This window comes from Dyella sp. SYSU CM1112, from assembly GCF_058216415.1.
Genome location: NZ_JBZEGI010000011.1, coordinates 58710 through 84300 on the forward strand (window position 1 = coordinate 58710; position 25591 = coordinate 84300).

At 60.1% G+C, this 25591-nt stretch carries 24 protein-coding genes and 1 tRNA gene; 14 read left to right on the forward strand and 11 right to left on the reverse strand.

What is annotated here, in order from left to right:
• Positions 1-64: 64 nt before the first annotated feature.
• The 3 genes from AC4HNJ_RS15510 to lptF are packed head-to-tail and all read right to left on the reverse strand — an operon-like array spanning position 65 to position 2698.
• Positions 65-511 (reverse strand): putative toxin-antitoxin system toxin component, PIN family, encoded by a 447-nt coding sequence (locus AC4HNJ_RS15510; protein ID WP_490480497.1) that lies wholly within the window; start codon positions 509-511, stop codon positions 65-67.
• Positions 504-1595, reverse strand: coding sequence for an LPS export ABC transporter permease LptG (lptG, locus tag AC4HNJ_RS15515; protein WP_490480498.1), 1092 nt, complete (start codon positions 1593-1595; stop codon positions 504-506). The genes AC4HNJ_RS15510 and lptG overlap by 8 nt, the downstream gene beginning before the upstream one ends.
• Entirely contained in the window at positions 1595-2698 is a 1104-nt protein-coding gene (lptF, locus tag AC4HNJ_RS15520) for an LPS export ABC transporter permease LptF (RefSeq protein WP_490480600.1), read from the reverse strand. The genes lptG and lptF overlap by 1 nt, the downstream gene beginning before the upstream one ends.
• Positions 2699-2794: 96 nt before the next feature.
• Between lptF and AC4HNJ_RS15525 the strand changes: the two genes are divergently transcribed.
• Positions 2795-4282 carry a leucyl aminopeptidase gene (locus tag AC4HNJ_RS15525; protein ID WP_490480499.1) on the forward strand — a complete coding sequence of 496 codons (1488 nt, stop codon included), beginning with the start codon at positions 2795-2797 and terminating at the stop codon, positions 4280-4282.
• Between the two features lie 121 nt (positions 4283-4403).
• A complete protein-coding gene (locus AC4HNJ_RS15530; protein ID WP_490480500.1) occupies positions 4404-4826 on the forward strand; it encodes a DNA polymerase III subunit chi in 423 nt (140 codons plus the stop codon).
• Positions 4827-4831: 5 nt separating this feature from the next.
• On the opposite strand, the gene AC4HNJ_RS15535 is transcribed toward AC4HNJ_RS15530, so the two are convergent.
• Positions 4832-8437, reverse strand: coding sequence for a hybrid sensor histidine kinase/response regulator (locus AC4HNJ_RS15535; RefSeq protein WP_490480501.1), 3606 nt, complete (start codon positions 8435-8437; stop codon positions 4832-4834).
• Between the two features lie 182 nt (positions 8438-8619).
• Between AC4HNJ_RS15535 and AC4HNJ_RS15540 the strand changes: the two genes are divergently transcribed.
• From AC4HNJ_RS15540 to AC4HNJ_RS15550, 3 genes are read left to right on the forward strand one after another with little or no spacing between them, the layout of a single operon-like run.
• Positions 8620-9240: a YceI family protein gene (locus tag AC4HNJ_RS15540; RefSeq protein WP_490480502.1), complete on the forward strand. Its 621-nt coding sequence runs from the start codon at positions 8620-8622 to the stop codon at positions 9238-9240.
• Positions 9237-9818 carry a cytochrome b gene (locus AC4HNJ_RS15545; protein ID WP_490480503.1) on the forward strand — a complete coding sequence of 194 codons (582 nt, stop codon included), beginning with the start codon at positions 9237-9239 and terminating at the stop codon, positions 9816-9818. The genes AC4HNJ_RS15540 and AC4HNJ_RS15545 overlap by 4 nt, the downstream gene beginning before the upstream one ends.
• Positions 9815-10375 carry a YceI family protein gene (locus tag AC4HNJ_RS15550; RefSeq protein ID WP_490480504.1) on the forward strand — a complete coding sequence of 187 codons (561 nt, stop codon included), beginning with the start codon at positions 9815-9817 and terminating at the stop codon, positions 10373-10375. The genes AC4HNJ_RS15545 and AC4HNJ_RS15550 overlap by 4 nt, the downstream gene beginning before the upstream one ends.
• A gap of 89 nt (positions 10376-10464) precedes the next feature.
• On the opposite strand, the gene AC4HNJ_RS15555 is transcribed toward AC4HNJ_RS15550, so the two are convergent.
• On the reverse strand, positions 10465-10698 hold the full coding sequence (locus tag AC4HNJ_RS15555; protein WP_490480601.1) for a glutaredoxin family protein: 234 nt from the start codon (positions 10696-10698) through the stop codon (positions 10465-10467).
• A 76-nt stretch (positions 10699-10774) separates the two neighbouring features.
• Between AC4HNJ_RS15555 and AC4HNJ_RS15560 the strand changes: the two genes are divergently transcribed.
• Positions 10775-12157: an L-serine ammonia-lyase gene (locus AC4HNJ_RS15560; protein ID WP_490480505.1), complete on the forward strand. Its 1383-nt coding sequence runs from the start codon at positions 10775-10777 to the stop codon at positions 12155-12157.
• Between the two features lie 226 nt (positions 12158-12383).
• Here AC4HNJ_RS15560 and AC4HNJ_RS15565 read toward each other — a convergent pair whose 3' ends face one another.
• The 5 genes from AC4HNJ_RS15565 to AC4HNJ_RS15585 all read right to left on the reverse strand — a co-directional run bounded on the left by AC4HNJ_RS15565 (position 12384) and on the right by AC4HNJ_RS15585 (position 16155).
• A complete protein-coding gene (locus tag AC4HNJ_RS15565; protein ID WP_490480602.1) occupies positions 12384-13679 on the reverse strand; it encodes a sensor histidine kinase in 1296 nt (431 codons plus the stop codon).
• Positions 13663-14349 (reverse strand): response regulator transcription factor, encoded by a 687-nt coding sequence (locus AC4HNJ_RS15570; protein ID WP_115494911.1) that lies wholly within the window; start codon positions 14347-14349, stop codon positions 13663-13665. The genes AC4HNJ_RS15565 and AC4HNJ_RS15570 overlap by 17 nt, the downstream gene beginning before the upstream one ends.
• Positions 14350-14691: 342 nt before the next feature.
• On the reverse strand, positions 14692-15579 hold the full coding sequence (gene rimK, locus AC4HNJ_RS15575) for a 30S ribosomal protein S6--L-glutamate ligase (RefSeq protein WP_490480506.1): 888 nt from the start codon (positions 15577-15579) through the stop codon (positions 14692-14694).
• Positions 15576-16025: an ATP-dependent zinc protease family protein gene (locus AC4HNJ_RS15580; protein WP_490480507.1), complete on the reverse strand. Its 450-nt coding sequence runs from the start codon at positions 16023-16025 to the stop codon at positions 15576-15578. The genes rimK and AC4HNJ_RS15580 overlap by 4 nt, the downstream gene beginning before the upstream one ends.
• A gap of 56 nt (positions 16026-16081) precedes the next feature.
• Positions 16082-16155 (reverse strand) — tRNA-Gly (locus AC4HNJ_RS15585).
• A 223-nt stretch (positions 16156-16378) separates the two neighbouring features.
• Here AC4HNJ_RS15585 and AC4HNJ_RS15590 point away from each other — a divergent pair.
• From AC4HNJ_RS15590 to tviB, 6 genes are all read left to right on the forward strand, one after another.
• Positions 16379-18382, forward strand: a complete 2004-nt coding sequence (locus AC4HNJ_RS15590; protein ID WP_490480508.1) for a DUF6600 domain-containing protein — start codon at positions 16379-16381, stop codon at positions 18380-18382.
• Between the two features lie 52 nt (positions 18383-18434).
• On the forward strand, positions 18435-18635 hold the full coding sequence (gene thiS / locus AC4HNJ_RS15595; RefSeq protein ID WP_490480509.1) for a sulfur carrier protein ThiS: 201 nt from the start codon (positions 18435-18437) through the stop codon (positions 18633-18635).
• A gap of 46 nt (positions 18636-18681) precedes the next feature.
• Positions 18682-19482 (forward strand): thiazole synthase, encoded by an 801-nt coding sequence (locus tag AC4HNJ_RS15600; protein ID WP_490480510.1) that lies wholly within the window; start codon positions 18682-18684, stop codon positions 19480-19482.
• Between the two features lie 172 nt (positions 19483-19654).
• Positions 19655-20359, forward strand: a complete 705-nt coding sequence (trmB, locus tag AC4HNJ_RS15605) for a tRNA (guanosine(46)-N7)-methyltransferase TrmB (protein ID WP_490480511.1) — start codon at positions 19655-19657, stop codon at positions 20357-20359.
• A gap of 172 nt (positions 20360-20531) precedes the next feature.
• Positions 20532-22349: an SLC13 family permease gene (locus AC4HNJ_RS15610; protein WP_490480603.1), complete on the forward strand. Its 1818-nt coding sequence runs from the start codon at positions 20532-20534 to the stop codon at positions 22347-22349.
• 188 nt (positions 22350-22537) lie between these two features.
• Positions 22538-23821 carry a Vi polysaccharide biosynthesis UDP-N-acetylglucosamine C-6 dehydrogenase TviB gene (gene tviB, locus AC4HNJ_RS15615; RefSeq protein ID WP_490480512.1) on the forward strand — a complete coding sequence of 428 codons (1284 nt, stop codon included), beginning with the start codon at positions 22538-22540 and terminating at the stop codon, positions 23819-23821.
• Positions 23822-23869: 48 nt separating this feature from the next.
• Here the strand turns inward: tviB and AC4HNJ_RS15620 are convergent, their stop codons facing one another.
• Positions 23870-24232, reverse strand: a complete 363-nt coding sequence (locus tag AC4HNJ_RS15620; protein WP_490480513.1) for a Rieske (2Fe-2S) protein — start codon at positions 24230-24232, stop codon at positions 23870-23872.
• 76 nt (positions 24233-24308) lie between these two features.
• Here AC4HNJ_RS15620 and AC4HNJ_RS15625 point away from each other — a divergent pair, with 76 nt between their 5' ends.
• Complete coding sequence (locus AC4HNJ_RS15625; RefSeq protein WP_490480514.1) at positions 24309-24584, forward strand: hypothetical protein; 276 nt, start codon at positions 24309-24311, stop codon at positions 24582-24584.
• A 71-nt stretch (positions 24585-24655) separates the two neighbouring features.
• Positions 24656-25549, forward strand: coding sequence for a methylated-DNA--[protein]-cysteine S-methyltransferase (locus AC4HNJ_RS15630; RefSeq protein WP_490480515.1), 894 nt, complete (start codon positions 24656-24658; stop codon positions 25547-25549).
• The last annotated feature ends 42 nt before the right edge of the window (positions 25550-25591 follow it).

Genomic DNA, 25591 nt, shown 5'->3' on the forward strand with positions numbered 1-25591 from the left:
AACGACACTTTGCCGAATCGGACCGATGATCGGCAAGCCGAACAAGCGCTCCGAATGAATCGTCCTAGCTTATGGCGTCCTCCCATAACGCCGGCGGCAGGATCGCAAAGAGACCATCGCGCCGCGTACGCCGGGCAAGCCGCAGCAATGCATCGTCCCGGGTAAGCAATGCAACTGCACTGGACTGACAGGCCAGCTCAAGGAATTTTTGATCATCGCGATCCTGGCAACGCGGAAGCGCCACTCCCAGGGGACGCATTGCCATCTCGTCCAGGCAACGCACGTGGGTATCAAAAACACGGGCAGCCTGTCTTTGCTGCTCTGAACTCAACTTGAGCCGGGAATATGACAACACCGCTTGCCACTCGGAACGGCAGTCTTCCCGTGTAACAAGTTCGATCTCGCCCGCGACGGCAGCCCCTAATAGTGAAGTGCAGCGAGGATCGTCGAACACGAACATATCCAGGCACACGTTGGTGTCTGGAACAAAGCGGCACGCGCCATCATGCATTTTTGCGGAAGTAGAACCACGCCAGGGATACCAATAGCAACGCCGGCAGCACGTTTGCCATCAAAGGCGGCATGCCATACACCGTGCCGAAGCTCACAATGGCCTTTTGCACAAAATACCAGCTGATGGCGATGATCATGCCCATGAAAATGCGTTTGCCCAAACCGCCCGAGCGCAGCGCGCCAAACGCGAACGGCATGGTGCACAACACCAGCACCAGCACGTTGAAGGGATACATCACGCGCCCCCAGAACGGCGTTTCATAAGGCCGCGTGTTCTCGCCGTTCTTGCGCTTGTACGCGATGATGTGGCGCAAATCGCGCATGGCAAGATATTGCGGCTGCACCAGCGACTGCTGCAGCACCTCCGGATCGAGCTTGGAATCCCAGCGCTCGCTCGCGGATGTCTGGCTGTGCACGCCGCTGCTGTCCAGCGTTGTGGTGCGCACATGATCCATGACCCATTGTTTACCCACCTGCTCGGCCGTACGCGCCTGATCGAAACGGCTCAGTTGTTGACCGTCCGGCGTGAGTGTAAACACGCGCACGTCGATCAATTGCACGAGGGAATGATTGTCGGCGGTATGCTTGGCGTTGATGATGCGATCACCATCACGCGCCCACAGACCACTGCTGGTAAGACCGAGGTTGCCGCCGGAACGCAATCGCAACTGCAAGGCCTGCGCCTGCTGATCACCCCATGGTCCGACCGTCTCGCCCATGATCACCACGCCGACCACCAGCACGGCGACCACGCCAACCGCCGACACGGCGATGCGCAACCGTGACATGCCCGCCGCACGCAGCGCCGTGAGTTCGCCAGTGGATGCCAGACCGCCGAGGCCAAGCAGACCTCCGATCAATGCCGCAAAACTGAACATCTCGTACATGCGGCGCGGAATGGTCACCACGATGTAGAAGATGGCGTTGCTGAGCGTGTAGCCGTTGCGGCCGATGAAACCTAGCTGCCGCACGAACTGCATCATGGCATCCAGACCGATCAGCACCAGCCATACCAGCAGCATCGAACCAAGTACCGTGACGCCGATCAGCCAATCCACCCGCTTGACGCGCAAGCTTGCCATCAGGCCCTCGCTTTGCGCGGCGCGCGCGCAATGTACTGGCTGCGGAAATTCCAGGCGGCAATGGCAAACAGGCAGAAGCTGAGCAGCCACATCGGTGTCGCATGATGCCAATGTCCCTTGGCGAGCTGACCGCGACACAACGCTAGCAGGTTGTAATACAGAAAAAAGCCGAGCACGGCGATCAGCATGCGTCCATAACGGGGTTCACGCGGACTTTGTTTCGACAAAGGCAACGCCAGCATCAGGAGTGCAAGCGTCATCAGCGGCACCACCGTGCGCCAGGCAAACTCGGCGCGCGCATCGGGCGTGTTGGTATGCATCAAGGCGATCATGTCCAGATTGTGGATCGGATCCGATTCGTCGTCCGACTGGATCACCGAAAGCGCACTGTCGTTGCGTTCGTACTGCATGCGGCGCCAGTTATCGGCACCCAGCGGAATTTCGTATTGCCAACCGTCGTAAAGCGCCAGATAGCGGTTGCTGTTGTCGCTATTTGAATACAGTTGTCCGTGCATGCCAGTCGCCATCTTCATCACCAGGCTGCCATCCTTGTTGGTGCGTTCGGCAGCGATGAAGGTATGGCCGAGCCGCTGGCCGTCGCGGCTCAAGGTGTCGACCAGAATGATGCCGCCCTTGCCCGGCAATTCCGTAAAACGTCCTGCATCGAGTCCGGCGGCGATCACCGAACGATTGGCCGCCGCGACCAGGCTGTCGGATGTACGTGAAGCCAGCGGCCCCAGCCACATCGACACCATGCTGACCAGGACGATCATGACGGTCGCGATGATGACCATCGGCCGCACCAGTCCTCCCATGCCCATGCCGGATGAGGAAAGCACATGCATCTCACTCTCGCGATACATACGCCCGAACGATTGCAACACGCCCAGGAAGCCCGCCAGCGGCAACATGTTCGATAGCGTGTCGACCATGTTGAGGCCAAGCACCTGGAACATGACGCTGGCAGGAAAACTGCCCTTGGCGACTTGCTCGAGCACGTGCGCAAACGACGTGCCGGCCATGATGACCAGCAGCACGATCACAGTAGCGCCTATGGTTTGACCCAGTTCGCGCAGGAAGTACCGGTCCAGGATGCTTAGCATGCGATAGAATGACAAGTTCCATGCCTCTCCAGCCGCGGGAGGCAAACTCCTAGTCTAGCCGGTTCGACGCACGCCGGCTCCCGCAGGAACTTGACGATGACGCTTCAATTCAGCCTCGGCTCCGCCGCCCCCGAAACTGCCGACAGCCCATGCGTGGTCGTGGGCGTCTACGAAAATGGTTTGCTCACCAGCGCAGCAGCACGCGTGGACAGCGCTGCTCACGGGGTGATCAAGCGCCAGGTGGAAAGCGGCGATATCAGCGGCAAGGCCTGCACAAGCACCGTCTTGTTCACCCCTGAGGGCGTCCAGGCCAAGCGTGTGCTGGTGGTCGGCCTGGGTTCGCAGAAGACGTTCGACGCCGCGCGTTTCCAGAAAGTGAATCTTGAGGCGGCACGTGCGCTTACGCGTTTGCCGATCGACAGCGCCGTCTCGTTCCTCACCGAAGTAGACGTTCCCGGACACGACGCTGGATGGCGAGCACGCACGGCGGCTCTCGCCACCGACCATGCCACCTATCGCTACACCACTACGTTCAAGCCGCGCGAAAAGAGCGCTCACCCCGAACTGAGCAGCGTTACGTTCAGCGGCGACGAACAGGCGCAGCTTGGCATCGAGCAGGCGCGCGGAATCGCCGAAGGCGTGCGCTTCGCGCGCGAACTTGCGAACCTGCCTCCGAATATCTGCACGCCGGCCTACATCGCCGAACAAGCGATGACGTTTGCCCACAGCCAGGAGCAGGTCAGCGGCAAGGTGCTCGATCACGAAGAGATGGCTGCGCTCGGTTTTGGCTCATTGCTCGCCGTCGGCCGCGGTTCGGCCAACAAGCCCAAGTTGATCGTGCTCGAATACAAAGGTGGCACGGAAGATCAAAAGCCCTACGCCTTCGTCGGCAAGGGCATCACCTTCGATACCGGCGGCATCAGCCTCAAGCCTGGTCCGGGCATGGAAGAAATGAAATTCGACATGGGCGGCGCAGCCGGCGTGCTCGGCGCTTTTGTCTCGGCGGTAAAGATGGGTTTGAAGCTCAACCTCGTCTGCGTCGTACCGGCCGCCGAAAACATGCCCGATGGCGACAGCTACCGGCCCAGCGATGTGCTGACCAGCTTGTCGGGCATCACCATCGAAGTGTTGAACACCGATGCCGAAGGGCGCCTGATCTTGTGCGACGCGCTCACCTATACCGCCCAGACGTTCCAGCCACAGGTGATGATCGACGCAGCGACCCTGACCGGCGCATGCGTCATCGCCTTGGGCAAACATGCCAGCGGCTTGATGAGCAAGCATGACGATCTCGCCGAGGAACTGCTGAGAGCCGGCGAGCATGCGCTAGACCGCGCGTGGCGCCTGCCGCTTTGGGACGACTATCAAGCCCAGCTCGAATCCGGCTTCGCCGATGTCGCCAACATCGGCGGCAAGAATGCCGGTGCAATCACGGCCGGGTGCTTCCTGTCGCGCTTTACTGAAGGTCAGCGCTGGGCGCACCTCGACATCGCGGGTACGGCATGGGATGAGGGCCGCAAGGGATTGGCAACCGGTCGGCCGGTGCCTTTGCTGGCGCAATGGCTGATCGACCGCGCGGGTTGAACATGTTCCAAGCGCTGACGACGGAAGGCAGCGTGCGCGCATTATGCTCATCGCGCTCACGCTTTCGGCATCCAAGCGGTAAGCCAGTCTTCCGGCGACCGCTTCGGCCCCGGTGAGCCGTATGCCCCGTGCCGATTTTTATCTCATCGATAAACCGCGCTTTCGCGAACAACCGTTGCTGCTGGTATGCGAACTCGCGCGCAAGGCGTTCGCCGCCCAGCAACCCACGCTTATTCTTTCGCGCGACTTCGCGCAGGCCGAGGCCATCGACGAGCTGTTGTGGTCGTTCGACGAGGACGCGTATATCCCGCATCAGCTTGCCGGCGACGATGACGACGAACATACGTCCGTGCTGATCGCACCACCCGGCGTCGATACGTCTATACGCCCGCTAACGATCAATCTGCGCGAAGAATGTCCCGGGCAGTATGGAGAACGCGTGCTGGAAGTCGTTGCGGCCGACCCCGCCGAACGCGACGGATCACGCGTGCGCTGGCGCGAATATCAGCGGCTGGGCTTTCAGGTCAACAAATATGACATGTAACCCGGCTACGCCGTGTGCACTGCAGGCCGCATAGCCCGTGCAGCCTGCAAGGCCGAGGACAGCTCGGCACCGGTGATCGGCTTGTGCAGGAACCCGTCCACACCGGCCTCACGGCCACGCATGACGGCTTCCTCCCGGCCACGCGTGGTCATAGCGACGATCAGCAAATGTTCGCCGGGGCTTTCACCGTAACGGATCAACTGGGCAACCTGAAATCCGTCGATGCCAGGCAGATCGACATCCAGCAACATCACATCGCACGGCCCCGTCGTCAGCTCGGCAAGCGCATTCAAGCCATGGCTCGCACAACGCACACGATGTCCCTGATGCTCCAACATCCCGCGAATGGCATTCGCTGACGTGTCATCGCTTTCCACCAACAACACGTCCATGGCCTGCCCGCTCCAGGCGCGCGAATCGCCCAGCGTGGTATCGATGGCTTTCAGGACAGCCTGCAAAGGGATGCGCACTCGAAACGTGCTGCCCTCGCCCAGAGCCGATTCCAGCGTCATGGCACCACCCATCAGACCGACAAGCTCGTTGCAGATCGACAGACCCAGGCCACTACCAATGCTGCGTTGAGGCCCATCGTCTTGCTCGAAGCGGCGGAACAGACGGACACGGCTGGTTTCTGAAATTCCCGGACCGGTGTCGGACACCTCCACCGCTAACAGGCCATCGCCCCAGCCGACATGGATGCGCACGCCACCATGTTCGGTGAACTTGACCGCGTTGTTCACAAGATTGAAGAGCACCTGGCGAATACGCAACGCATCACCTACCAATGATGCCGGCACGCCCTCGTCGATGCTCAGATCCAGCGAGATCCCTTTGCCCTGCGCTGCGTTTTTCTGCAGGTAGACCACATCCTGCAGCAGCGACGGCAAATCGAAAGGCGCCAGTTCCAGCATCAGCCTGCCTGCTTCGATGCGCGCCAAATCCAAGGCATCGCTCAAGAGCTTCAGCAGAACGTGACTGGCGCGCTGTATGGATTCAGCGTATTCGCGCTGCAGCTCGCTCAACGGTGTCGCCAGCAACAGTTCGGCCATGCCCATCACGCCCGTCATGGGGGTGCGGATCTCATGGCTGAGCGTCGCCAGGAACTGACTCTTGGCCGCACTCGCCTGCTCCGCCACCTGATGACGTTGCTCGACCAATTGGATGCGATGGCGATGCGCCATCCGGCGGCGCCAAGCCAGCAGCGCCAGGAACGCCAGCAATGCGGCGCACACTGCGTAAAGCAGCCATGCCCACCATCGCAACCACGGCGGCGCCTGCACGGTAATGCGCCATGGAGCAGCCAACTGCACCCACCCGCCATCGGCCCCACGCGCCTTGATCTCAAGGCTGTAATCGCCGCTGCCCAGCCCGGCAAATTCGCGCTCGCCATGATTGTCCCGATCAACCCAATCGGAATCGAAACCGTCAAGGCGGAACCGATACTGGTTGGCCAGCGGGTTGACATAGGAAAACACGCGCGCCTGGATATGCAGCTGGCTATCCCGCCAGCCGATTTTAATCGGCTGATGATTCAGCGATAGATTCCGTTCGACGCCATTTCGCTGCACGGTGATTTGCGTAATGGACACCTGCGGCTTAACAGCCGGCATATCAATCTTGTCCGGATTGAAGCCGATGACACCGCCCACCGTGGCGGCATAGAGGTAGCCATTGGGAAGAAGGGCGTATCCGCGGCTGAACTCGCCATTGGTCAAGCCGCTCTGCATGCTGATCGCATGAAAATGGCCATTGCCGGGATCGAAGCGCCACAGTCCGTCGATGCTGAAGATCCATATACGCCCCAAGCAATCGACATCCAGATCCACCGCTTGCAGCGAAGGCCAGCCGTTATCGACACCCACGGTGCGATCCAGCGCCAAGCCATCGCCGTGCAGGTGGTAATGGCTGAGCCCATCATCGGTAACCAGCCATATGCCCGTGCGATCGAAGTCAAAGGCGTGGACGGATTTGCCCACCGGCACACCGGGAACCATGACGAAACGGTCGCGCGAACGATCGAGCCACATGAGGCCACCGTCGCTCGCATACCAGAATGTGCCTTTGTGCAGCGTCATTTCGCTGCCCCACATCACCTTCTCATTAGGCTTGTCCATGGCGACTTCAGAAATCGCCAGCGTGTCCGGATCGATGCGAAAAATGCCGTGACCAAAAGTACGTGCATACATCTTGCCGTCCAGCCCCGGCTCCACTTCCAGCGGCCGTCCCAGCCGCGTCATCTGCGGATCGACCTGTCTAAGGCGATCGTGCACATAGTCATACCGGTAGAGCGCTCCCTGCATGGCAATCCAGAGGCGCTGATGATCGTCTTCGGTCATGCCTTGCACGCGTCCACGCAAACCGCTGACTACGTGCTCGACCTTGCCCGTAACTGGATCGAGGCGGTCGATGCGGCCATCCCGCTCGCCCACCCATACATGGCGACCGTCCCGCCCTTGAGCCATGGTCGTGGCCATGGAGTCGCGCAGGCTGTCCGGATCATCGGGTATATGCGTAAAACGGCTGAAGTTGTTCCAACCCGGCGCCAGGTAAGCCACACCGCCATCAATCAGCGTCACCCACAGTCCACCTTCCCGATCGACCAGCATCTGCCACACCCAGGTACCCGGCAAGTCGCCATACAGCATCGGCTGGTTGGTCAAGGAGGTGACAGGACCCTTGGGGCGCGTCTGCAAGTACATGCCCTGTTGTGTACCGATCCAGAGGTGACCAGTTGTGTCCCTGATACTGGCCATTACGTTGGTGTCATGCGGAATCACCGACGCGCCGAACAATCGCGCCAATCCATCGCTGCCGACGACCAACAACCCCCGATCGGTGGCGATGCGTACCTCATCGCCATTACCCTCGATGCGCCATGCATTCATGGATTGATTCGGATCCGCCGGCTGGATGCGATCAAACGTGCCGTCCGTATTGCGACGGAACACGCCTCGATCGGAACCGATCCATAGCCGCCCTTGTGGATCGACATACAGGGCACCCACTGTGCCGAAATCGCCGGGATACAGTCCGATCAGGGGATTGACCACGTGCTCGAAACCATGCCCGTCAGGCTGCATGCGATCGAGGCCTACGCTGGTACCCACCCAGATTGAACCATCAGGGGTCTGTGCGATCACCCACACACGATCGCTGGCCAGACTTTGAAGATCGGAGGGATCGTGCCCCCAATGCGTGAACTTTCGAGTGACGGGGTCGTAGCGATTCAGTCCTGCATCCAATCCGCCGGCCCAGATCTTTCCCTTGCTACCCACGATCAGGGAAGAGATCTCGTTGCTGTACAGCGAATCGGGATCGTCCTCGACGTGCCGGAACACCTGGAAATGCAGCCCGTCGAAACGAGCGATGCCCCCCTTGGTGCCAAACCACATCGCTCCATCATGGTCCTGCGCCACCGCATAGACGGCACTGCTCGGCAAACCATCTTCCATGCCGTAGCGACGGAATTGAGGGGTAGGCAACGGCGCGGCATCGGGGGCATCAACCGCAGCCCGAGGCGTCGGGGCGGAGGCCACGGATGCCGAAGGTGCAGGCCCGCTGGGCATGGAAATACCCAGCAGGAAGGCCAGCCCCAACCAAGAAACCGCCACAATGGCCCCCCAAGGCACGTCAAGCGGGGCGGTACCCTACTGCGCCCCACGCGAGGATGCATCATGCCAAATCCCCACGACAACCGCATGTCTCTCGTGAAACAGCGTCGTTCTGTCCGGGCAACGATCCGTTCCCTCCCTTGCGCTGGCGACCCCGGCACGTTTCCGCCAGACTGCCGGGCATGAATCGCTGGCCTCTTCGCTTATTTCTGGCGTTATGCATGGTGGGCGTGTCGCTGACACAATCCGCCCGTGCCGCTGTCGATACCTACCGATACGATCCGGTGCACAGCCAAATTGTCTTCAGCATCGACCATGACGGTTTCTCCCGGCCATTCGGGCGATTGCATATCGCACACGGATGGATTCGTTTCGATCCTGACGACTGGTCTCAATCCAGCACGGAACTGGATATCGCCCTGGATCGCCTCGACATGGGCGATACAGCCTGGAATCAGGCTGTATGCAAAGCCTCGCTGCTGGACTGCAAGACATATCCGACGGCACATTTCGTCAGCACATCGGTGGAGCGCAAGGATGCGACGCATGGGGTGCTGCATGGCGTGTTGACGCTGCATGGCGTGAAACAGCCGCTGGACATCGCTTTCCGCGTCAATCGGATCGGCAAAACCATTTATGGGCTGCATACCATCGCGGGGTTTTCCGCTACTGCCATGCTCGACCGCACTGCCTTCGGCATCAAGAGCTTTCCTCGCGCGATCGGCCATGACGTGGCGGTCTGGCTGGAACTCGAAGGTATTCGCGACAGTCAGATGCCCACCAACGACAAGGAGCATCCATGAGTTTGCGTAGCGACAAGCATCAGTGGGGAGCCGTCAGCAAATGGTTTCACTGGATCGTTGCCTTGGGGATTCTCGGCAACGGCATCTGGGGCTTGCTGATGACGGAGATGTCCCCCTCGATGAGCAAGATCAACATCTATGCGCTGCATAAGTCGATCGGCCTGACCATTCTGGCGCTATTCGCATTACGGCTTGCCTGGCGCCTGTACGATGGCGCGCCGCCGGATGAACCCGCTCCGCGCTGGCAACGCATCGTGGCGCACGCCACTCACGTCTTGCTCTATGGCTTCATCCTCGCGCTTCCCTTGACCGGCTGGTGGTTCAATTCGCTGCATGGCTACCCGCTGCAGTGGTTCAAACTCTTCAATCTTCCTGCCCTCGCCGCGAAAAATGACGACATGGCGCGCATCGCCCATGCAGTGCATGAATATCTGTTTTACCTGTTGCTGCTGGTGCTTATCGGTCATGTCGGTGCAGCGCTGAAACATCACGTTTTCGACCGCGACAACGTGTTGCGCCGCATGCTGCCGTTTGGTCGCGTGCAGCAGAAAAAAACACCCTCTGGAGAGCTTTCATGACCTTCCGCACCCGTTTCGTCGCTTGTGCCTTGCTGCTGACGCTTGCCGTGCCATGTGTCGCCATGGCTACTGACTACACGCTGCAGCCCGCTAGCACCCTGGGATTTTCCAGCAGCTTCCAGGGCAGCAGCTTCGATGGGCACTTCGGCAAGTGGACGGCGGCCATCAGCTACGACCCCGCCAAGCTCTCCACCTCAAAATTCGATGTGACAGTCGACTTATCCAGCGTCAAGACCGGCGATTCCGATCGTGACAGTGCCTTGCCCGGTACTGACTTCTTCGATGTCGCGAAATATCCGCAAGCGCACTTCGTGACGACTGCCTTTCATCAGCAAGGCAGCCAGGTGATCGCCGATGGCGTGTTGACCCTGCGCGGAGTGACCAAGCCGGTGAGCTTGAACGTGGTCTTCAAGCCACAAGCTGGTGGCGCCACGCTGGATGTGAATGGCACCGTCAAGCGGCTCGATTTCGGCGTGGGCGGCGGCCAATATGCCGACACGTCGGTGATCGGACCTGACGTGAAAGTCACCGCACATCTGTTGCTCAAAGCAAAATAAGCTGCAGACAGAAGCAATTCGCGAGCGCTGGCTTCGAAGGTCTGCGTCAGCTCATTCGATGGCGGCGCTCGCAATCGGTGTTGTATCTGTCACGCTGCACTCATCCACCGCGCCACGGCTGCTACATCAAAAGGCCAATCCAGCTCCCGTCCCCTGCTCACATCGCGCAAGACCGGTACGCGCGTGCCGTAACGCTGCGCCAGTTCCTCGCTATCGTCGATCCAAACGCTGTCAAAATCGGGCACGCGCGCTTGCGCCAGCACGGCTAGCGCCTGGTCGCAAAGATGACAGTAATCGCGTTGATAAAGCACAAAATCAGCCATACGTGCGCGCACAGCATGCCCTTGGTGAGATGCCCGCGTAGAATAGCGAGTTCGCTCCCTTTACCGTAGAACCTCCATGGCTGTCAGCGCTTTTGACATTTTCAAGATCGGCATCGGGCCGTCCTCCTCCCATACGGTGGGACCCATGCGAGCCGCCGCCCGCTTTTCCGAACGCTGGCTGGAAGAAAAAGGCGTGCTCGATCGGGTCGATCGCGTGCGCGCGGAACTTTATGGCTCCCTGGCGATGACTGGGCGCGGGCACGGCACAGACAAGGCGGTGCTGCTCGGCTTCGAAGGCGAGCATCCGGATACGGTCGATCCCGACCATATTCCCGACCTCCTGAAACGCGTGCGGACGAGTCATCGCATTCGCGTCCTCGGCAAACACGAAATCGACTTCGACGAAAAACGCGACCTGGTTTTCAATAAGCGCCAAAAGCTTCCGTTCCATACCAACGGCATGCGCTTCACTGCCTACGATGCCGACGGCAATGAACTCGCCACGCGTGATTATTATTCCGTCGGTGGCGGTTTCGTCGTAAACCACGACGAAGCAGCGGAAGACCGCATCGTCGCCGATACCACTGAGCAGCCTTATCCTTTTGCCACGGGGCAACAGCTGCTTGCGCTGTGCGAGCAATACAGCATGACCATCGCGCAGCTCATGCTGGAAAACGAAAAGGTTTGGCGCAGCGAAGCGGACGTGCGCGTAGGGCTGCTGAATATCTGGAAAGCCATGCAAGGCTGCGTCGAGCGCGGCTTGCGCTCCCCGGGTGTATTACCCGGCGGCCTCAAGGTGGCACGCCGAGCGCCTGCCATGGCTGCGGAATTGCGTAACCAGCCAGAAGCATCGCTCAAGGATCCACTCACCATTCTCGATTGGGTGAATCTCTACGCCTTGGCAGTCAACGAAGAGAATGCCGCTGGCGGACGCGTCGTTACCGCTCCGACCAACGGTGCCGCCGGCATCGTGCCGGCCGTGCTGCACTACTATCATCGCTTTTGCCCGAAATCCGACGAAAACGGGATCGTCGATTTTCTGCTTACCGCAGCAGCCATCGGCATCCTCTACAAGGAAAATGCCTCGATTTCAGGCGCCGAAGTGGGTTGCCAGGGCGAGGTGGGCGTGGCGTGCTCGATGGCGGCAGGCGGCCTTACCGCGGCATTGGGCGGCAGTGTGTGGCAAATCGAAAACGCTGCCGAAATCGGCATGGAACACAACCTCGGATTAACCTGCGACCCGATCGGCGGCCTGGTGCAAATTCCCTGCATCGAACGCAATGCCATGGGCTCGGTCAAGGCCATCAATGCAAGCCGCATGGCACTGCGCAGCGACGGCAAGCATCGCGTTTCGCTGGACAAAGTAATCAAGACCATGCGCGATACCGGTCGCGACATGAAAGACAAGTACAAGGAAACATCACGCGGCGGCCTGGCCGTGAACGTCATCGAATGCTGATGCGTCTTCTCTAGGCTCATCCAACAATCATAGCCAGCGAAAGAACAGCGCATGGCGATGACAAACGCTTCTTATGTTCGTCATTCCCGCGAAAGCGGAAATCTGCTTGTATCGATTGGCTGCTTGCGCGCAAGCAGCCAATCATAAAAATCCGAGCGCGATGGTGCGCGGCATACAGCATGCGACGAGCAGCACCTTCTTCCAAGCAGCGTCTGAACGTGAAGCATCAAGCGCTGCTGCGGTCGAAAACAATACTGGCGATCGCGCCATTCGCATCCGTGCGCGGCCTGATCGAAACATCCCAGCCGTACAATTCGCAAAGACGCCGCACGATGGCCAGTCCGAGGCCGGCGCCACTTCCCCCGGCACCTTCACCGCGTACACCACGCTGAAATAGACGCTCTGCATCTTCTGGCTTGATGCCGGGGCCTGTATCGATGATGTCGATACGTCCTTTCTCCACCAGCACCGTCACGCGGCCCTCCAGCGTGTATTTGATGGCGTTGCCGATCAGATTGGTCAACGCCACCGACAAGACCGATGCCGGCGCATTGACGGTTATCTGGCTTTCCTGGAGCAGTTCGATTTCGATCGGCTTATCGCGCATCTGCGGGCGCTGACTTTCGATCACGTCGGCAGCCACCTTGGCGACCTCCGTCGTTTCGCCGCGAGTGGGCCCGCGACGTTCCGCGCGGGACAGCAACAATAGCGCCTCAATCAACTCGGTCGCCTGGCGCGAGGCGCGTTCAATACGCTTGAGGCGTTCGCGCAACTTGTCGGTGAGATCAGGCGAGCCTTGCAGCAGCTCGGTCGTGCTGGCGATCACGGCCAGCGGCGTGCGCAATTCATGACTTACGTCGGAGTTGAATTCGCGATCACGCTCGACCATCGCCGTGAGACGTGCCGAATACTCGTCGAGCGCCTGCGCCAGTTCGCCTACTTCATCGTCTGCAAAATGAGGAGCGAGCGGCTCGGCCCGGCCTGCCTTGCGAAAATCACGCAGTCTCTGCGCAAGCTCGCTCACTGGCTTGAGCACTTTCCGTGACAACCATAGGCCGATGGCGAGCGAGAGCAGGCTGAAAAGAATCACCGCAGCGCTCAGCGCCGTGATCAACTGCCGCTTGCCCAGATCCTCTCGGCTGATGTCATAGCGCTCGAATCCAATGATGCCGTCCTTGCGGCGTACCGCCAGCTTGTAGTGCTTGGTATGCCCGCTCGCATCGACCTCGTACATGTCATGCACGCCGGTATCCAGGTTTTGCCAGGCAAGCGGCATCTTGTACAGCGTGCGATCGCTCTTGATCCACGCTTCGAGCAACTCCGAATTGTATTGCTGGTTTGGATGGGCAATGACGCTATCGACGGCCTGGTCGATATCGTTTTGCACCGCCGCCGCGACTAATTGATCCTCGACTTTGGCGCGCACATACAGTGACGCCGCGGCAAACAACGCGCTCAGGCCAAATCCGAACAGCGCGAACGAAACAATCAGGCGGAACCGCAGCTTACGCCTGGACTGCATCCGGATCGACCATTCGGTAACCAATGCCATGGCGAGTGTGGATCAAAGCCTTCTCGAAAGGCTTGTCGATCGCCGCGCGTAATCCGTGGATATGCACGCGCAAGCTGTCGCTGTCAGGCAACTCTTCGCCCCACACTTTCTGTTCCAGGTCCTGGCGCGTGACGACAGACGGACTGGCTTCCATCAATGCCTGCAGCAATTTCAATCCGATCGGATTGAGCTGGATGGACTTGCCATCCCGAGTTACCGTCAACGTATCCAGGTTGTAGGTGAGATCGGCCACTTTCAGTACCCGGCTCTGCGGACCTTTGCCGCGGCGTGCCAGCACTTCCAGACGGGCCGCCAGTTCCTGCAGCGCGAACGGCTTGGTCATGTAATCGTCAGCACCCGATTCGAACCCCGTGAGCTTCTGTTCGAGCGCATCGCGTGCGGTCAGCATCAGCACGGGGGTTTGCTTATGCGCTTCATGGCGCAACTTGCGGGCGACGTCCAGGCCATCCATGCCCGGGAGGGTCAAATCGAGCACGATGACATCAAAATCATGCACGACGGCCAGATGCAGGCCGGTCACTCCATCTCCCGCAAAATCGACCACATGACCCCGATCTTCGAGGTAATCGCCGATATTGGTGGCAATATCGCTGTTATCTTCAATGACTAGAACGCGCATGCGCTTCTCCGCTACGCAGCCGGAACACGCCGGCGGTGTTTCAAGCTTAACGAGTGAAGGCCGCAAATGTTAAGCGCCACGCTGAACGCCCATCGCCGCCTCTGATTTTCGGGCAAAGAAAAGCCCGGATACCGCGACCATGCGTCGCCGCACCCGGGCTGAAGCTACTGCCCCGATACCGTCGTCTGCTGTCGCCCTTGCGATTGAAGTAGCGAGCAAACAAACAGTGGGGCCTTTATAGGGGTGGGGGGGTTACGCCGCAGTTAACCCGTACTCACTGCCAGGTTAATGAGCCTCGCACGTGCGTCGCGGCTATGTGAAGCCGTGATACAACGCAGCTCCTTATCGTGCAGGTTTGCCGGCGTTACGCTCCAGATGCTGGATGATGCACGCGGACACATTCACCCCCGTTGCCGCCTCGATACCCTCCAGCCCTGGCGATGCATTGACCTCCAACACCAGCGGACCACGGTTGGAACGCAGAACGTCCACGCCGGCAATGCCCAGCCCGAGCGCATCAGCCGCCCTCACCGCAATGCGTTTCTCGGCCGGCGTCAGTTTGGCTGCGATGGCCGTGCCACCCCGATGCAGATTGGCGCGGAATTCACCCGCGACCGCTTCACGCTGCATCGCAGCGACCACCTGACCGCCCACGACGAAGCAACGCAGGTCACTCCCCTTGGCTTCGGCAATAAACTCCTGCACCAGGAAGTTGGCGTACAGGCCACGGAATGCCTCCACCACGCTTTGCGACGCACTGCGTTTTTCGGCCAGCACCACACCGGTGCCCTGACTTCCCTCGTTGAGTTTGATGACATGCGGAGGATCGCCGAGCAGATCCAGCACGTCGGTCGTGTCATCCGGATTGTCGCCAAATACCGTCACCGGCATATCCAGCCCCTTTGCCGCCAGAATCTGCAGGCATCGCAACTTGTCGCGTGCGCGCAATACCGCATCGGACGAATTGGGGGTGTATACACCCATCATTTCCAGCTGGCGCAACACCGCGGTGCCGTAAAACGTGCTCGACGTACCGATGCGCGGGATTGCCGCGTCGATGTCATGCAAGGCTTTGCCCTTGTAGCGGATTTCCACTTCGCCAGGGGCGATCCGCACATAACAGCGCAAGGGATCGAGCACGCGCACCACATGACCGCGCTCGCGCGCCACTTCCACCAGACGCTGGGTGGAATACAGCCGCGCATTACGCGAAAGAATGGCAATTTTCATGGTCTGTCCATCATCGGCGCAGGCCTGGAAAGGGTGTAGGAAAGGGCGGGATCCACTGCGAATCGCCCGACCAAGGCCGTGCGCCCCAACAACATGGGAAATAGCATGTGCCGGCGATCCGTCAGATTTATGTCAACCTCGAAGCGCTGGCCGGCCAGCATCACCTCGGTACGGATAAACCACCGTTCGCTGCGACCACCACCTGTGTCGACCACTATGCGCCGGTCCAATGCAGGTGCTTCGCATTGCACCTGTCGCGCTGATCGGCGACCGAGCCCTACCATGAAACGCAGCCATGTCTGGCCATCGCGCACGAAAGTCTCCAGTTCGTCCACATGCAACGAACTGCTGCGAGCACCGGTGTCGAGCTTTGCCTTGAGCGCAGAAATACCGAACTGAGGCAACGCCAGCCGTTCCCGCCAACCGAGGGTAATCACGTCCGCCATGTCAGCAGCTCACGCTGTCGGGTTTGGAATTCTCGGTGGGGACCGGGGAGGGGAAATGGAGCGGGTGAAGGGAATCGAACCCTCGTCAGTAGCTTGGGAAGCTACAGCTCTACCATTGAGCTACACCCGCATCGCCGGACGATGGTAACCGGCGGCCCCGGCTTTTGGAATCCTGTTGCTGCAAGCCATGGCAACGCCGAGTGAATCCTAGATAGCGGCCACCTGAATTGCTCCGGATTCAACCTTTGCGGTCCATGTCCGCACAGACACAACGCGCTCATAATCGGGCCGCCACTCCTCCCCACTTCAACGGAAGCGCGACCGCTTTCGCGCCTTACAGCAAGGAGAGAATCATGCGCGTGCCTGAGAATGCCGTCTCCTTTTCGCGCTGCTGGCGGTTGCTATGGATTGTGGCACTCATGCTTTTCGTCGGGCTGGCCTATGCTCAGGATGAAAGCAGCCAAGGCGATGCCGGCGATCCACCCGCTCGCGTTGCCCGGCTTTCGTATGCGTCTGGCGATCTCGGCTTGATGCCGGCCGGCAGCACAGAATGGAGCGCTGCCGATGTCAATCGGCCGCTTACCAATGGGGACAAGTTATCCAGTGGCGCTGATTCACGAGCCGAACTCGAATTAGGCGGGGCCTCGCTACGGCTGAGCGGCCAAAGTGATATCGGAGTGCTCAATCTCAACGCCGACATTGGCCAGTTTGAGCTCACCCAAGGAACGGTGAGCTTGACGGTACGAAGCCTTGACGAGGGCTCGAGCTACGAGATCGACACCCCAACACTGGCTCTAGTGATCAGTCAGCCCGGCACGTTCCGGATAGACGTACCCACCGATGGCAGCTCCACCACCGTTACGGTGTTCGATGGCGGCGCGACGGTTTACGGCGAAAACCATGCCCAGCGGGAAGTATTCAGTGGCCGCAGCTATCAGTTCGCCAACGCGTCGTTGAATAACGTCATGGTGAGCGACATCGAAGGCCGCGATGCGTTCGATGCCTGGTGCAGTGAACGCGATGCTCAATACGCAAGCGCGAACCAGGTCGATTACGTGCCGGATGCGGTCGTCGGCGCGCAGGATTTGAACCAGTACGGCGATTGGCAAGTGGACGATGACTATGGCCCCGTCTGGTATCCCGACAACGTAGTTGCGGGATGGGCGCCGTACCGTTTCGGACACTGGGTGTGGATTGCCCCATGGGGCTGGACCTGGGTGGATGGACTGCCATGGGGTTTTGCGCCTTACCACTACGGTCGATGGATCTTCGTGCGCGGAAGATGGGGATGGATACCCGGGCCGCCGCATGTCCGTCCGATCTATGCGCCAGCCCTGGTAGCTTTCGTCGGCCTGGGCGCTGGTGGCCCGGTCGGGTGGTTTCCGCTCGGCCCGCATGAGGTCTACAACCCTTGGTATCGCGCCTCACGCCGTTACTACACCAACGTCAACCTCACCAACATCGCGATCGGCCGTCGCTATAACCGTGCCACCGTCATCGGGCATATCAATGGCCAATACAACTTTTACCGCGCCGGGCGTCCCATCACCGGTGTGACCTATGCCAATCGGAATTTGCCACATGCCTTCACCGCTGTTTCCGCGCAAGCGTTCGCCAGCGCGCGGAATGTGCAAAGCAGCCAGATACGCCTCACTCCGAGACAGATGGCCGCTGCCCCGGTCGCTGCATCGGCTGTGCCGCAGCGACCGTCCACGGCAAGCTTTGGGCGGCCGCGCAGCGTGAATGCACGCCCACTTCCCGCGGCGGGATTCAACCGCCCGGTAGTCGCGGCGAGAGCACCTGCTCCTGCGGCTCGAGCCGAAGGCGGCCTTCATACAAACCAGCCTGCATCCCACGTACGAGTACTCGACCTAGGCGTGCGTGGCTCATCCGCGCCAAACATTGTTTCGGGACATGCAATGCCGCAGACGCAGCGGCTGCCGCAGACGCCCTCCCGCGCTACAGCACCGCCGACCCTGCCCCGGGTGCCGCACTTCGAGTCCGCGCAACAAATTCATCCGGTGGAATCGTCTCCACGCTATGCACAGCCACAGCCGCAAGCGCGACCGAATCCCTCCGAGGAAGAACGATTACGGCAAGAACCCATCAACGAGCAGCAACGCTTCAATGCCGCTGAGCGATCGCACGAATACGTGCCCGAGCAGCCTCGCACCTCTATGCCTGCTCAACGCGCCCCCATCTCCAACCCTTCTTACCACCCCACGCCGTACCGGTACGAACAAGCGCAGCCCTATGCCCATCCGCCTGCCGGACATCCTGGGCAGGCACCTCATCCCCCAAGCGCGCCGCACCCCCACGGCTACGCACCACCGGCCAAAACCGACAATCAACACTGATCGTGAGGCGAGGCCCGGCCAATCGCCGGGCCTCTGCCGTTACAATGGATGGATGCATATCACCCTCAATGGTCATCCGCACGATTGCGCGGACAACATCAGCGTTTCCCAATTGCTAAACGACGCGGGATACGCAGGCCGGCGGGTTGCCGTCGAGGTCAATCACGAAATCGTGCCGCGCAGCCTGCATGATGGACATGCGCTGCGCGAGGGCGATCATGTGGAAATCGTGCATGCCATCGGCGGCGGTTGATCGCTTCCTTCTCCATTCCAAAGCACCCGCGGTCGCAGCTTCTGCCATGAATATCAAAACCTCCGACACTACCGATTCCCTGATCATCGCCGGCAAGCCTTACGGTTCACGCCTGCTGACCGGCACCGGCAAATACAAAGATCTCGACGAGACGCGCCGGGCTACCCTCGCCGCCGGGGCGCAGATCGTTACCGCCGCCATCCGGCGCGTCAATCTCGGCCAGGATCCGAACGCACCGAATCTGCTCGACGCGCTGCCGCCGAAGGAGTTCACCCTGCTGCCCAATACGGCCGGCTGCTACAACGCCACGGATGCTGTGCGTACCTGCAAACTGGCACGCGAGCTATTGGATGGCCATAAGTTGGTGAAGCTGGAAGTGCTCGGTGACGAACGCACCTTGTTCCCCGATGTCGTGGAAACCCTCAAGGCTGCCGAGCAACTGGTGGCGGATGGATTCGAGGTGATGGTCTATACCAGCGATGACCCCATCCTCGCCAAAAAACTTGAGGAGATCGGCTGCGTCGCTGTCATGCCACTGGCGGCCCCGATCGGCTCCGGCCTTGGGATCCAGAATCGTTACAACTTGCTGGAAATCATCGAGAACGCAAAGGTGCCGATCATCGTCGATGCCGGCGTGGGAACCGCTTCCGACGCTGCCATCGCGATGGAACTGGGCTGCGATGGGGTACTGATGAACACGGCCATCGCTGGCGCCAAGGATCCGGTCTTGATGGCGCATGCGATGAAACTTGCCATCGAGGCAGGCCGCGCCGCCTTTCGCGCCGGACGCATTCCACGCAAGCGTTTTGCATCGGCGTCCAGCCCCATCGACGGTACCATTGGCTGAAAAAGGTGAGTCTCTCGCAGAGAGAGCCTTGCCCTTACCTTCCTCCGGATATCGGGCAACTCACGGTCAAAGCGACCTTGAGCGCCCTGACAAAGCCACGCCTCGGCGTGTTCTCTTACGCCGGAACATCTGTCACCCACCCGCTCTCGGAAAGGTGCGCGTAACGACTCGCATGACCCATTCATCTGACAACGACACCCATCTTCGCCGTATCCGCAGCTTCGTGTTGCGGGAAGGCCGCATGACACCCGCGCAGCAACGTGCGTTCGAATCACACTGGGCACGCTTCGGCATCGATTTCACCGGCACGCTGCAGGATTTCGACGTGCATTTCGGACGCCACGCACCACGCGTGATGGAGATCGGTTTCGGTAACGGCGAAGCGCTCGCCTGGGCCAGCGAGCACGATCCGGTTCGCGATTACCTTGGCGTCGAGGTACACGGCCCCGGCGTTGGACGGCTGATGAACGCACTGGCTGCGCGTAACGCCACCCATGTCCGCCTCTATAAACATGACGCTGTGGAAGTACTGGAACGTGAAATCCCGCCTGGGCATCTTGCGGAAGTACGTATCTGGTTTCCCGACCCCTGGCATAAGAAGCGTCACAACAAGCGCCGCATCATTCAACCCGAATTCGTCGGTTTGGTCGCCAAGCATGTAGCGCCGGGCGGTCTCCTGCATCTGGCTACCGATTGGGGACCCTATGCGCAGCACATGCTTGAGGTCATGGAATCCGCTCCAGCATGGCGCAACGCCGTAGGCCCCGGCCAATATGCCGAGAAACCGGATTGGCGCATCGAAACGCATTTCGAGCGCCGTGGCATGAAGCTGGGGCATGGCGTCTGGGATCTGCTCTATCGCCGAACCGACCCATAGCGTTCCTGCGGCAAATGCGGGAACGGTTCACCAGTACGCCATAGCTGCCCCTTATACTTCCAGGCCAAACAGGGAAGAGCCATCGCGTGAAGCAACCGCTGTCCAATCGCCGCCAGCCTTGCCCGCCTTCCGATAGGGGCGACCCCTAGTGGCGCTTACCCTCACCCCGGAAATGATCCTTGTGCTTGGGCTGGTGTGTTTCACCATGCTTATGCTGGTGTTTGAGTGGATCCGCGCCGATATGGTGGCGCTGCTGGTGGTGGTAGTGATCGGGCTCACTGGCCTGATTCCATCCGACCGTGTCTTCAACGGTTTTGCCGGTAACGCGGTGATCGCCATCATCGCGATCATGATCATGGGTGCCGGGTTGGATCGGGCAGGCGTACTGGCCCTTACCGCACAGTTCGTGATGCGCATGGCTCGTGGCAAGGAATCACGCCTTGGGGTCGTGATCAATTCGGTCACCAGCCTGTTCAGCGCGGTGATTCCGAGCCAGGCGCTCGCCGCACTCATGATCCCGGTCACCAGCCGTCTCTCCGCACGTACGGGCGTGCCGATCTCGCGTCTGCTGCTGCCGATGGCGTTCTGCATTCTCACCGCCACCAACACCACGCTGATCGCGAACTCGCCGCTGATCGTTCTCAATGACCTGATCGCCAGCGCCAACGCCAACCTGCCTCCTGGCGCGCAGACCGTGCCGAAGTTTGGCCTTTTCAGCGTAACGCCGGTGGGCCTGGCGCTGGCCGTGGCCGGCGTCCTGTTCTTTTATTTCTTCACCAACAAGCTGTTGCCGGATCGGGAGGACGAACGGCAAAAAGTGACTCCCGGCCGCACCGAAAGCTACTTCGCCGAGACCTATGGCATCGTCGGGGAAACCGCCGAGCTGACAGTCACGGCAGAAAGTCCGCTGGTCGGCATGAGTATCGGCGAAGTCGAGCAATTGCATGGTGCGCCGCTGATCCTGGCGATCAAGAGTGGTAACGATGCGCGCATGGCACCCCCAGCCGATCAGGTGATCTGGGTGGGTTCGGTGCTTGGCGTGCTGGGGCCGCGCGAAGAAGTGAACCGCTTTGCCAACAACCAGCTGTGCCGGGTTTCGCCGCGCATGCGTCAATTAGGTGATTTGTTCAATCCGACTCGCGCAGGTATTTCCGAGGCGGTGATCCCGCCCAGTTCACGCTTCCTCAAACAATCGGTAGGCGAGCTTCGCTTGCGCAAACGCTATGGCATCTCGGTGCTTGCGATCACGCGCGGCGATCAGGTCTATCGCGACGATCTGCGCTCGGTGAGCCTGCGTACCGGCGACACGCTGGTGCTTCACTCCAGTTGGAAAGCCTTACAGGAAGCCTCCGAAGAAAAGGATCTGGTCGTTGTCACCGACATCCCGCGTGAAGAGCAGCGCCCGAACAAAATCTGGCAGGCCGTAGGTTTCTTTCTGCTGGCAAAAGGCCTGGCACTCTTCACCAACCTGGACCTTTCCATCGCCATGATGACGGGCGCGATCGGCATGCTGCTCAGCGGCGTGCTGAACATGGACGAGGCTTACAAGGCGGTGAACTGGAAAACGATTTTTGTCACCGCCTGCCTCATTCCATTGGGTTGGTCGATGGATTCCACCGGTACTGCCGCGTGGGTGGCGCAGGAAGTGCTACTGCATCTTGGACATGCGTCGCCCTGGATCCTGCAGACCTCGCTCGCGATTCTCACGCTGCTGTTCTCGCAGGTCATGTCGAACGTAGGCGCCACGGTGATGATGGTGCCGGTGGCGATCAGCGTGGCGGTTGCCACCGGCGGCAATCCCTCTGCTTATGCCCTGATTGTCGCGGTCTCGTCGTCCAACACTTTTCTGTTGAGCTCCGGCCACCCGGCCCTGATGATGGTGACCGGCCCCGGCGACTACAGCAGCAGAGACTTTCTGCGCGCGGGTGTGCCGCTGACGTTTATCGTGCTGGTGATCACCCTGGTGGTCATCAATCTCATGTTCCGCTAGTGGCTTGTGCTGAGATGGGGAAACATCTTGCTAGGTATGCCTGTTGTCCTTCATCCCACAAGAGGACTTTCAACATCGGAGCGCGTCCCGCAACCCTTCCTTTTGCTTCCACGTCAAAGCGCCGTCTGGATTTCCGCCTGCACGGGATTGACGACTTCGCCTCAACCTTCTGACCAGGCGGGACATCTGTGACCACGCACCCTCGGGATCCTCGTCTTGCGATTATCGGACTGGGTTATGTCGGCCTGCCGCTTGCCGTGGAGTTCGGGCGTTTTTTCGATACGCTCGGCTACGACATCGACGCCACACGCGTGGATGCATTGCGGCGCGGCATGGACGGCAATCAGGAAACATCGACGGAAGAACTGAAGGACGCCACGCAACTAAACTTCACTACAGACGTCGAGGCATTGCGCGAGCGCAATGTCTATATCATCACGGTCCCCACCCCGGTCGATGAACACAAGCGACCTGACTTCACGCCGCTGATCCGCGCCAGCCAGATGGTCGGCAGCGTGCTCAAGCACGGCGATGTAGTCATCTACGAATCAACCGTTTATCCGGGAGCGACGGAAGAAATCTGCGTGCCCGAACTGGAGCGCATGTCAGGCCTGCATTTCAACCGCGATTTTACTGTGGGCTACAGCCCCGAACGCATCAATCCAGGCGACAAACAGCGCCGCCTCACCACGATTCCCAAAATCACCTCCGGCTCCACGCCGGAAACCGCGGATTTCGTGGATGCGCTGTATGCACGCATCATCATCGCCGGTACGCACAAGGCATCGAGCTTGAAAGTGGCGGAAGCCGCCAAAGTCATCGAAAACACCCAGCGCGATGCCAACATCGCCTTGATCAACGAATTCGCACTGATCTTTCACCGCCTGGGCATCGATACACAGGATGTCCTTGCAGCCGCCGGCACCAAATGGAATTTCCTGCCGTTCCAGCCCGGCCTGGTCGGCGGCCACTGCATCGGCGTCGATCCCTACTATCTGATCCAGAAAGCGCAATCCACCGGTTATTACCCGGACATCCTGCTTGCCTGCCGTCGCATCAACGATGCCATGGGCCAGCATGTCGCCAGCGAAGTGATCAAGCTGATGGTCGGACAAGGGCATGCCATTCGTGGCAGTCGTATCTTGGTGCTTGGCCTTACCTTCAAGGAAAATTGTCCCGATCTGCGTAACACCCGTGTGATCGATCTGGTGCATGAACTGGAAAGCTTCGGCGCTTCCGTCGATGTGCATGATCCGTGGGCCGATGCGGATGAAGCACGCAAGAGCTACGGCCTGGCCCTGCTACCCCAGGTGGAAGCAAACGGAAGTTATGCAGCTGTCGTGCTTGCTGTGGCACACCATCAATTCAAGACGGGTGGCTCTTACGATGTCCGCGCACTCACCATGCCCAATGGCGTGGTCTATGACATCAAGGGTGTATTGCCGAAGGAACAGGTGGACGCACGGCTCTGAATCCGCGCTGCGCGGAAAGCCGTTGAGAAGCGCAAGAACGCCTGCTTCTCACCGCTCATTTTCCTCATCCGTTACCACGATGACGTCGCCCTGCTCCACCCGCACCGGCACCACTCGCAGGCTTTCGCCCCGGCACGGACCACCGATGCATTCGCCATTCTCCACGTTGAAGCTGGCGCCATGCGCTGCGCACACCAGCATGCCTTTGGATAGCAGGAATTTGCCCGGTGCCCAGTCCAGACGTCGCCCTGCATGCGGACAAATGTTCAGCCAGGCGTTCACGCGTTCGCCTAGTCGCAGCAGGATCACGCTCTCTTCTCCACCAGGCAGCATGGCATCCACGGCCATGGCTTCGCCTTCGGGCATGTCTTGAAAGCGGCAAAGGCGGCGGGGAGATGCAGCAGTTTCCATTGGCACTTGCCTTGGAGGCGCTATGGCCTCATCGTTACACACGTAAGTCCTTGATTTTACCATACGGATTTTTAACATGCGCATCGTTCTACCGTTGATGCACCGCCGTCGTCACCCGCTCGCGCAGGCGCTGTCGGTGGTGTTGGGCCTGTTCGTCATCGGCGTATTGATGGTGTTTGGTCTGGTCGTAGCCGGCGTGCTGATGGTCGGCGGCGCACTATGGCTGGTATGGCGGCAATGGAAGCACGGCCGTGTCTCGGCCCCCGCGCCTGCTCAGCAAAGCCGTGAACCGGAAGTGCTGGAAGGTGAATACGTAGTCATACGCCACTCGCGTCCGGTCGCCCATCACTGAGCGCAAGATCCGGATAGCTGTCCCTCGGCGGTGTCTCTAACCTTGGTGGCAAATTCCATTCGGATACCGCCATGCGCAACAACCTAGCCACCCTTGAAGCACCGCTGGAGCATGTCCGTGCGCTGATCGAGCATGCCACGGAAGCGCCAAGCCTTACCGCCCTCGCCGATGCAGCCAAGCTTAGTCCGAGCCATCTGCAACGGGCTTTTCGCCGTCGCTACGGCATGAGCCCAGCCGAATACCATCGTGCACGCCGGTTTGGTCAATTCAAGACCGCGCTACGCAACGGTGCGGCGGTGACGGATGCGGTGTATGACGCGGGCTTCGGTTCTGGCAGCCGTGTTTATGAGCACACCAATCGCCTGCTCGGCATGACACCCGCCAGCTATCGCGCCGGCGGTACCGGTGCTCACGTCCGCTACACCACCACCAGCACGCCACTCGGACAGCTACTGGTTGCCGCCACCGCCAAAGGTATCTGCTCCGTGACCTTAGGCAGCAACGACCAGGAACTGGAGCAACGGCTTGCCGATGAATTTCCAAAGGCTTCCCGCGAGCGCGTCGACAATGGCCGGGAAGAATGGTTGGACGCCGTGATCGCTCGCATCGCCCGCGAGCTGGGATGGAGCGATCGTGAGGCACCCGAGATGCCTCCTCTCGATGTTGCAGCGACAGCGTTCCAGTGGCGTGTATGGGAAGCGCTTACGCGCATTCCTGCCGGCACCACCAAGAGCTATGGCGAACTGGCGACCGAACTCGGCAAGCCAGGCGCTGCCCGTGCCGTTGGGCAGGCCTGCGGTAGCAATCGTCTTGCTCTTCTGGTGCCGTGCCATCGCATCGTTCGCGAAGATGGTTCGTTGGGTGGCTGGCGCTGGGGGGTGGAACGCAAGCGTGCCTTGCTTGCCTCGGAAGGCCAACACCACGCAAACGACAGCATGCTGCTCACAGCAGATTCATTCCGCTAATTAGCCACCTGCGCGATGGCCGGTACGCGTATGCGGCCATCC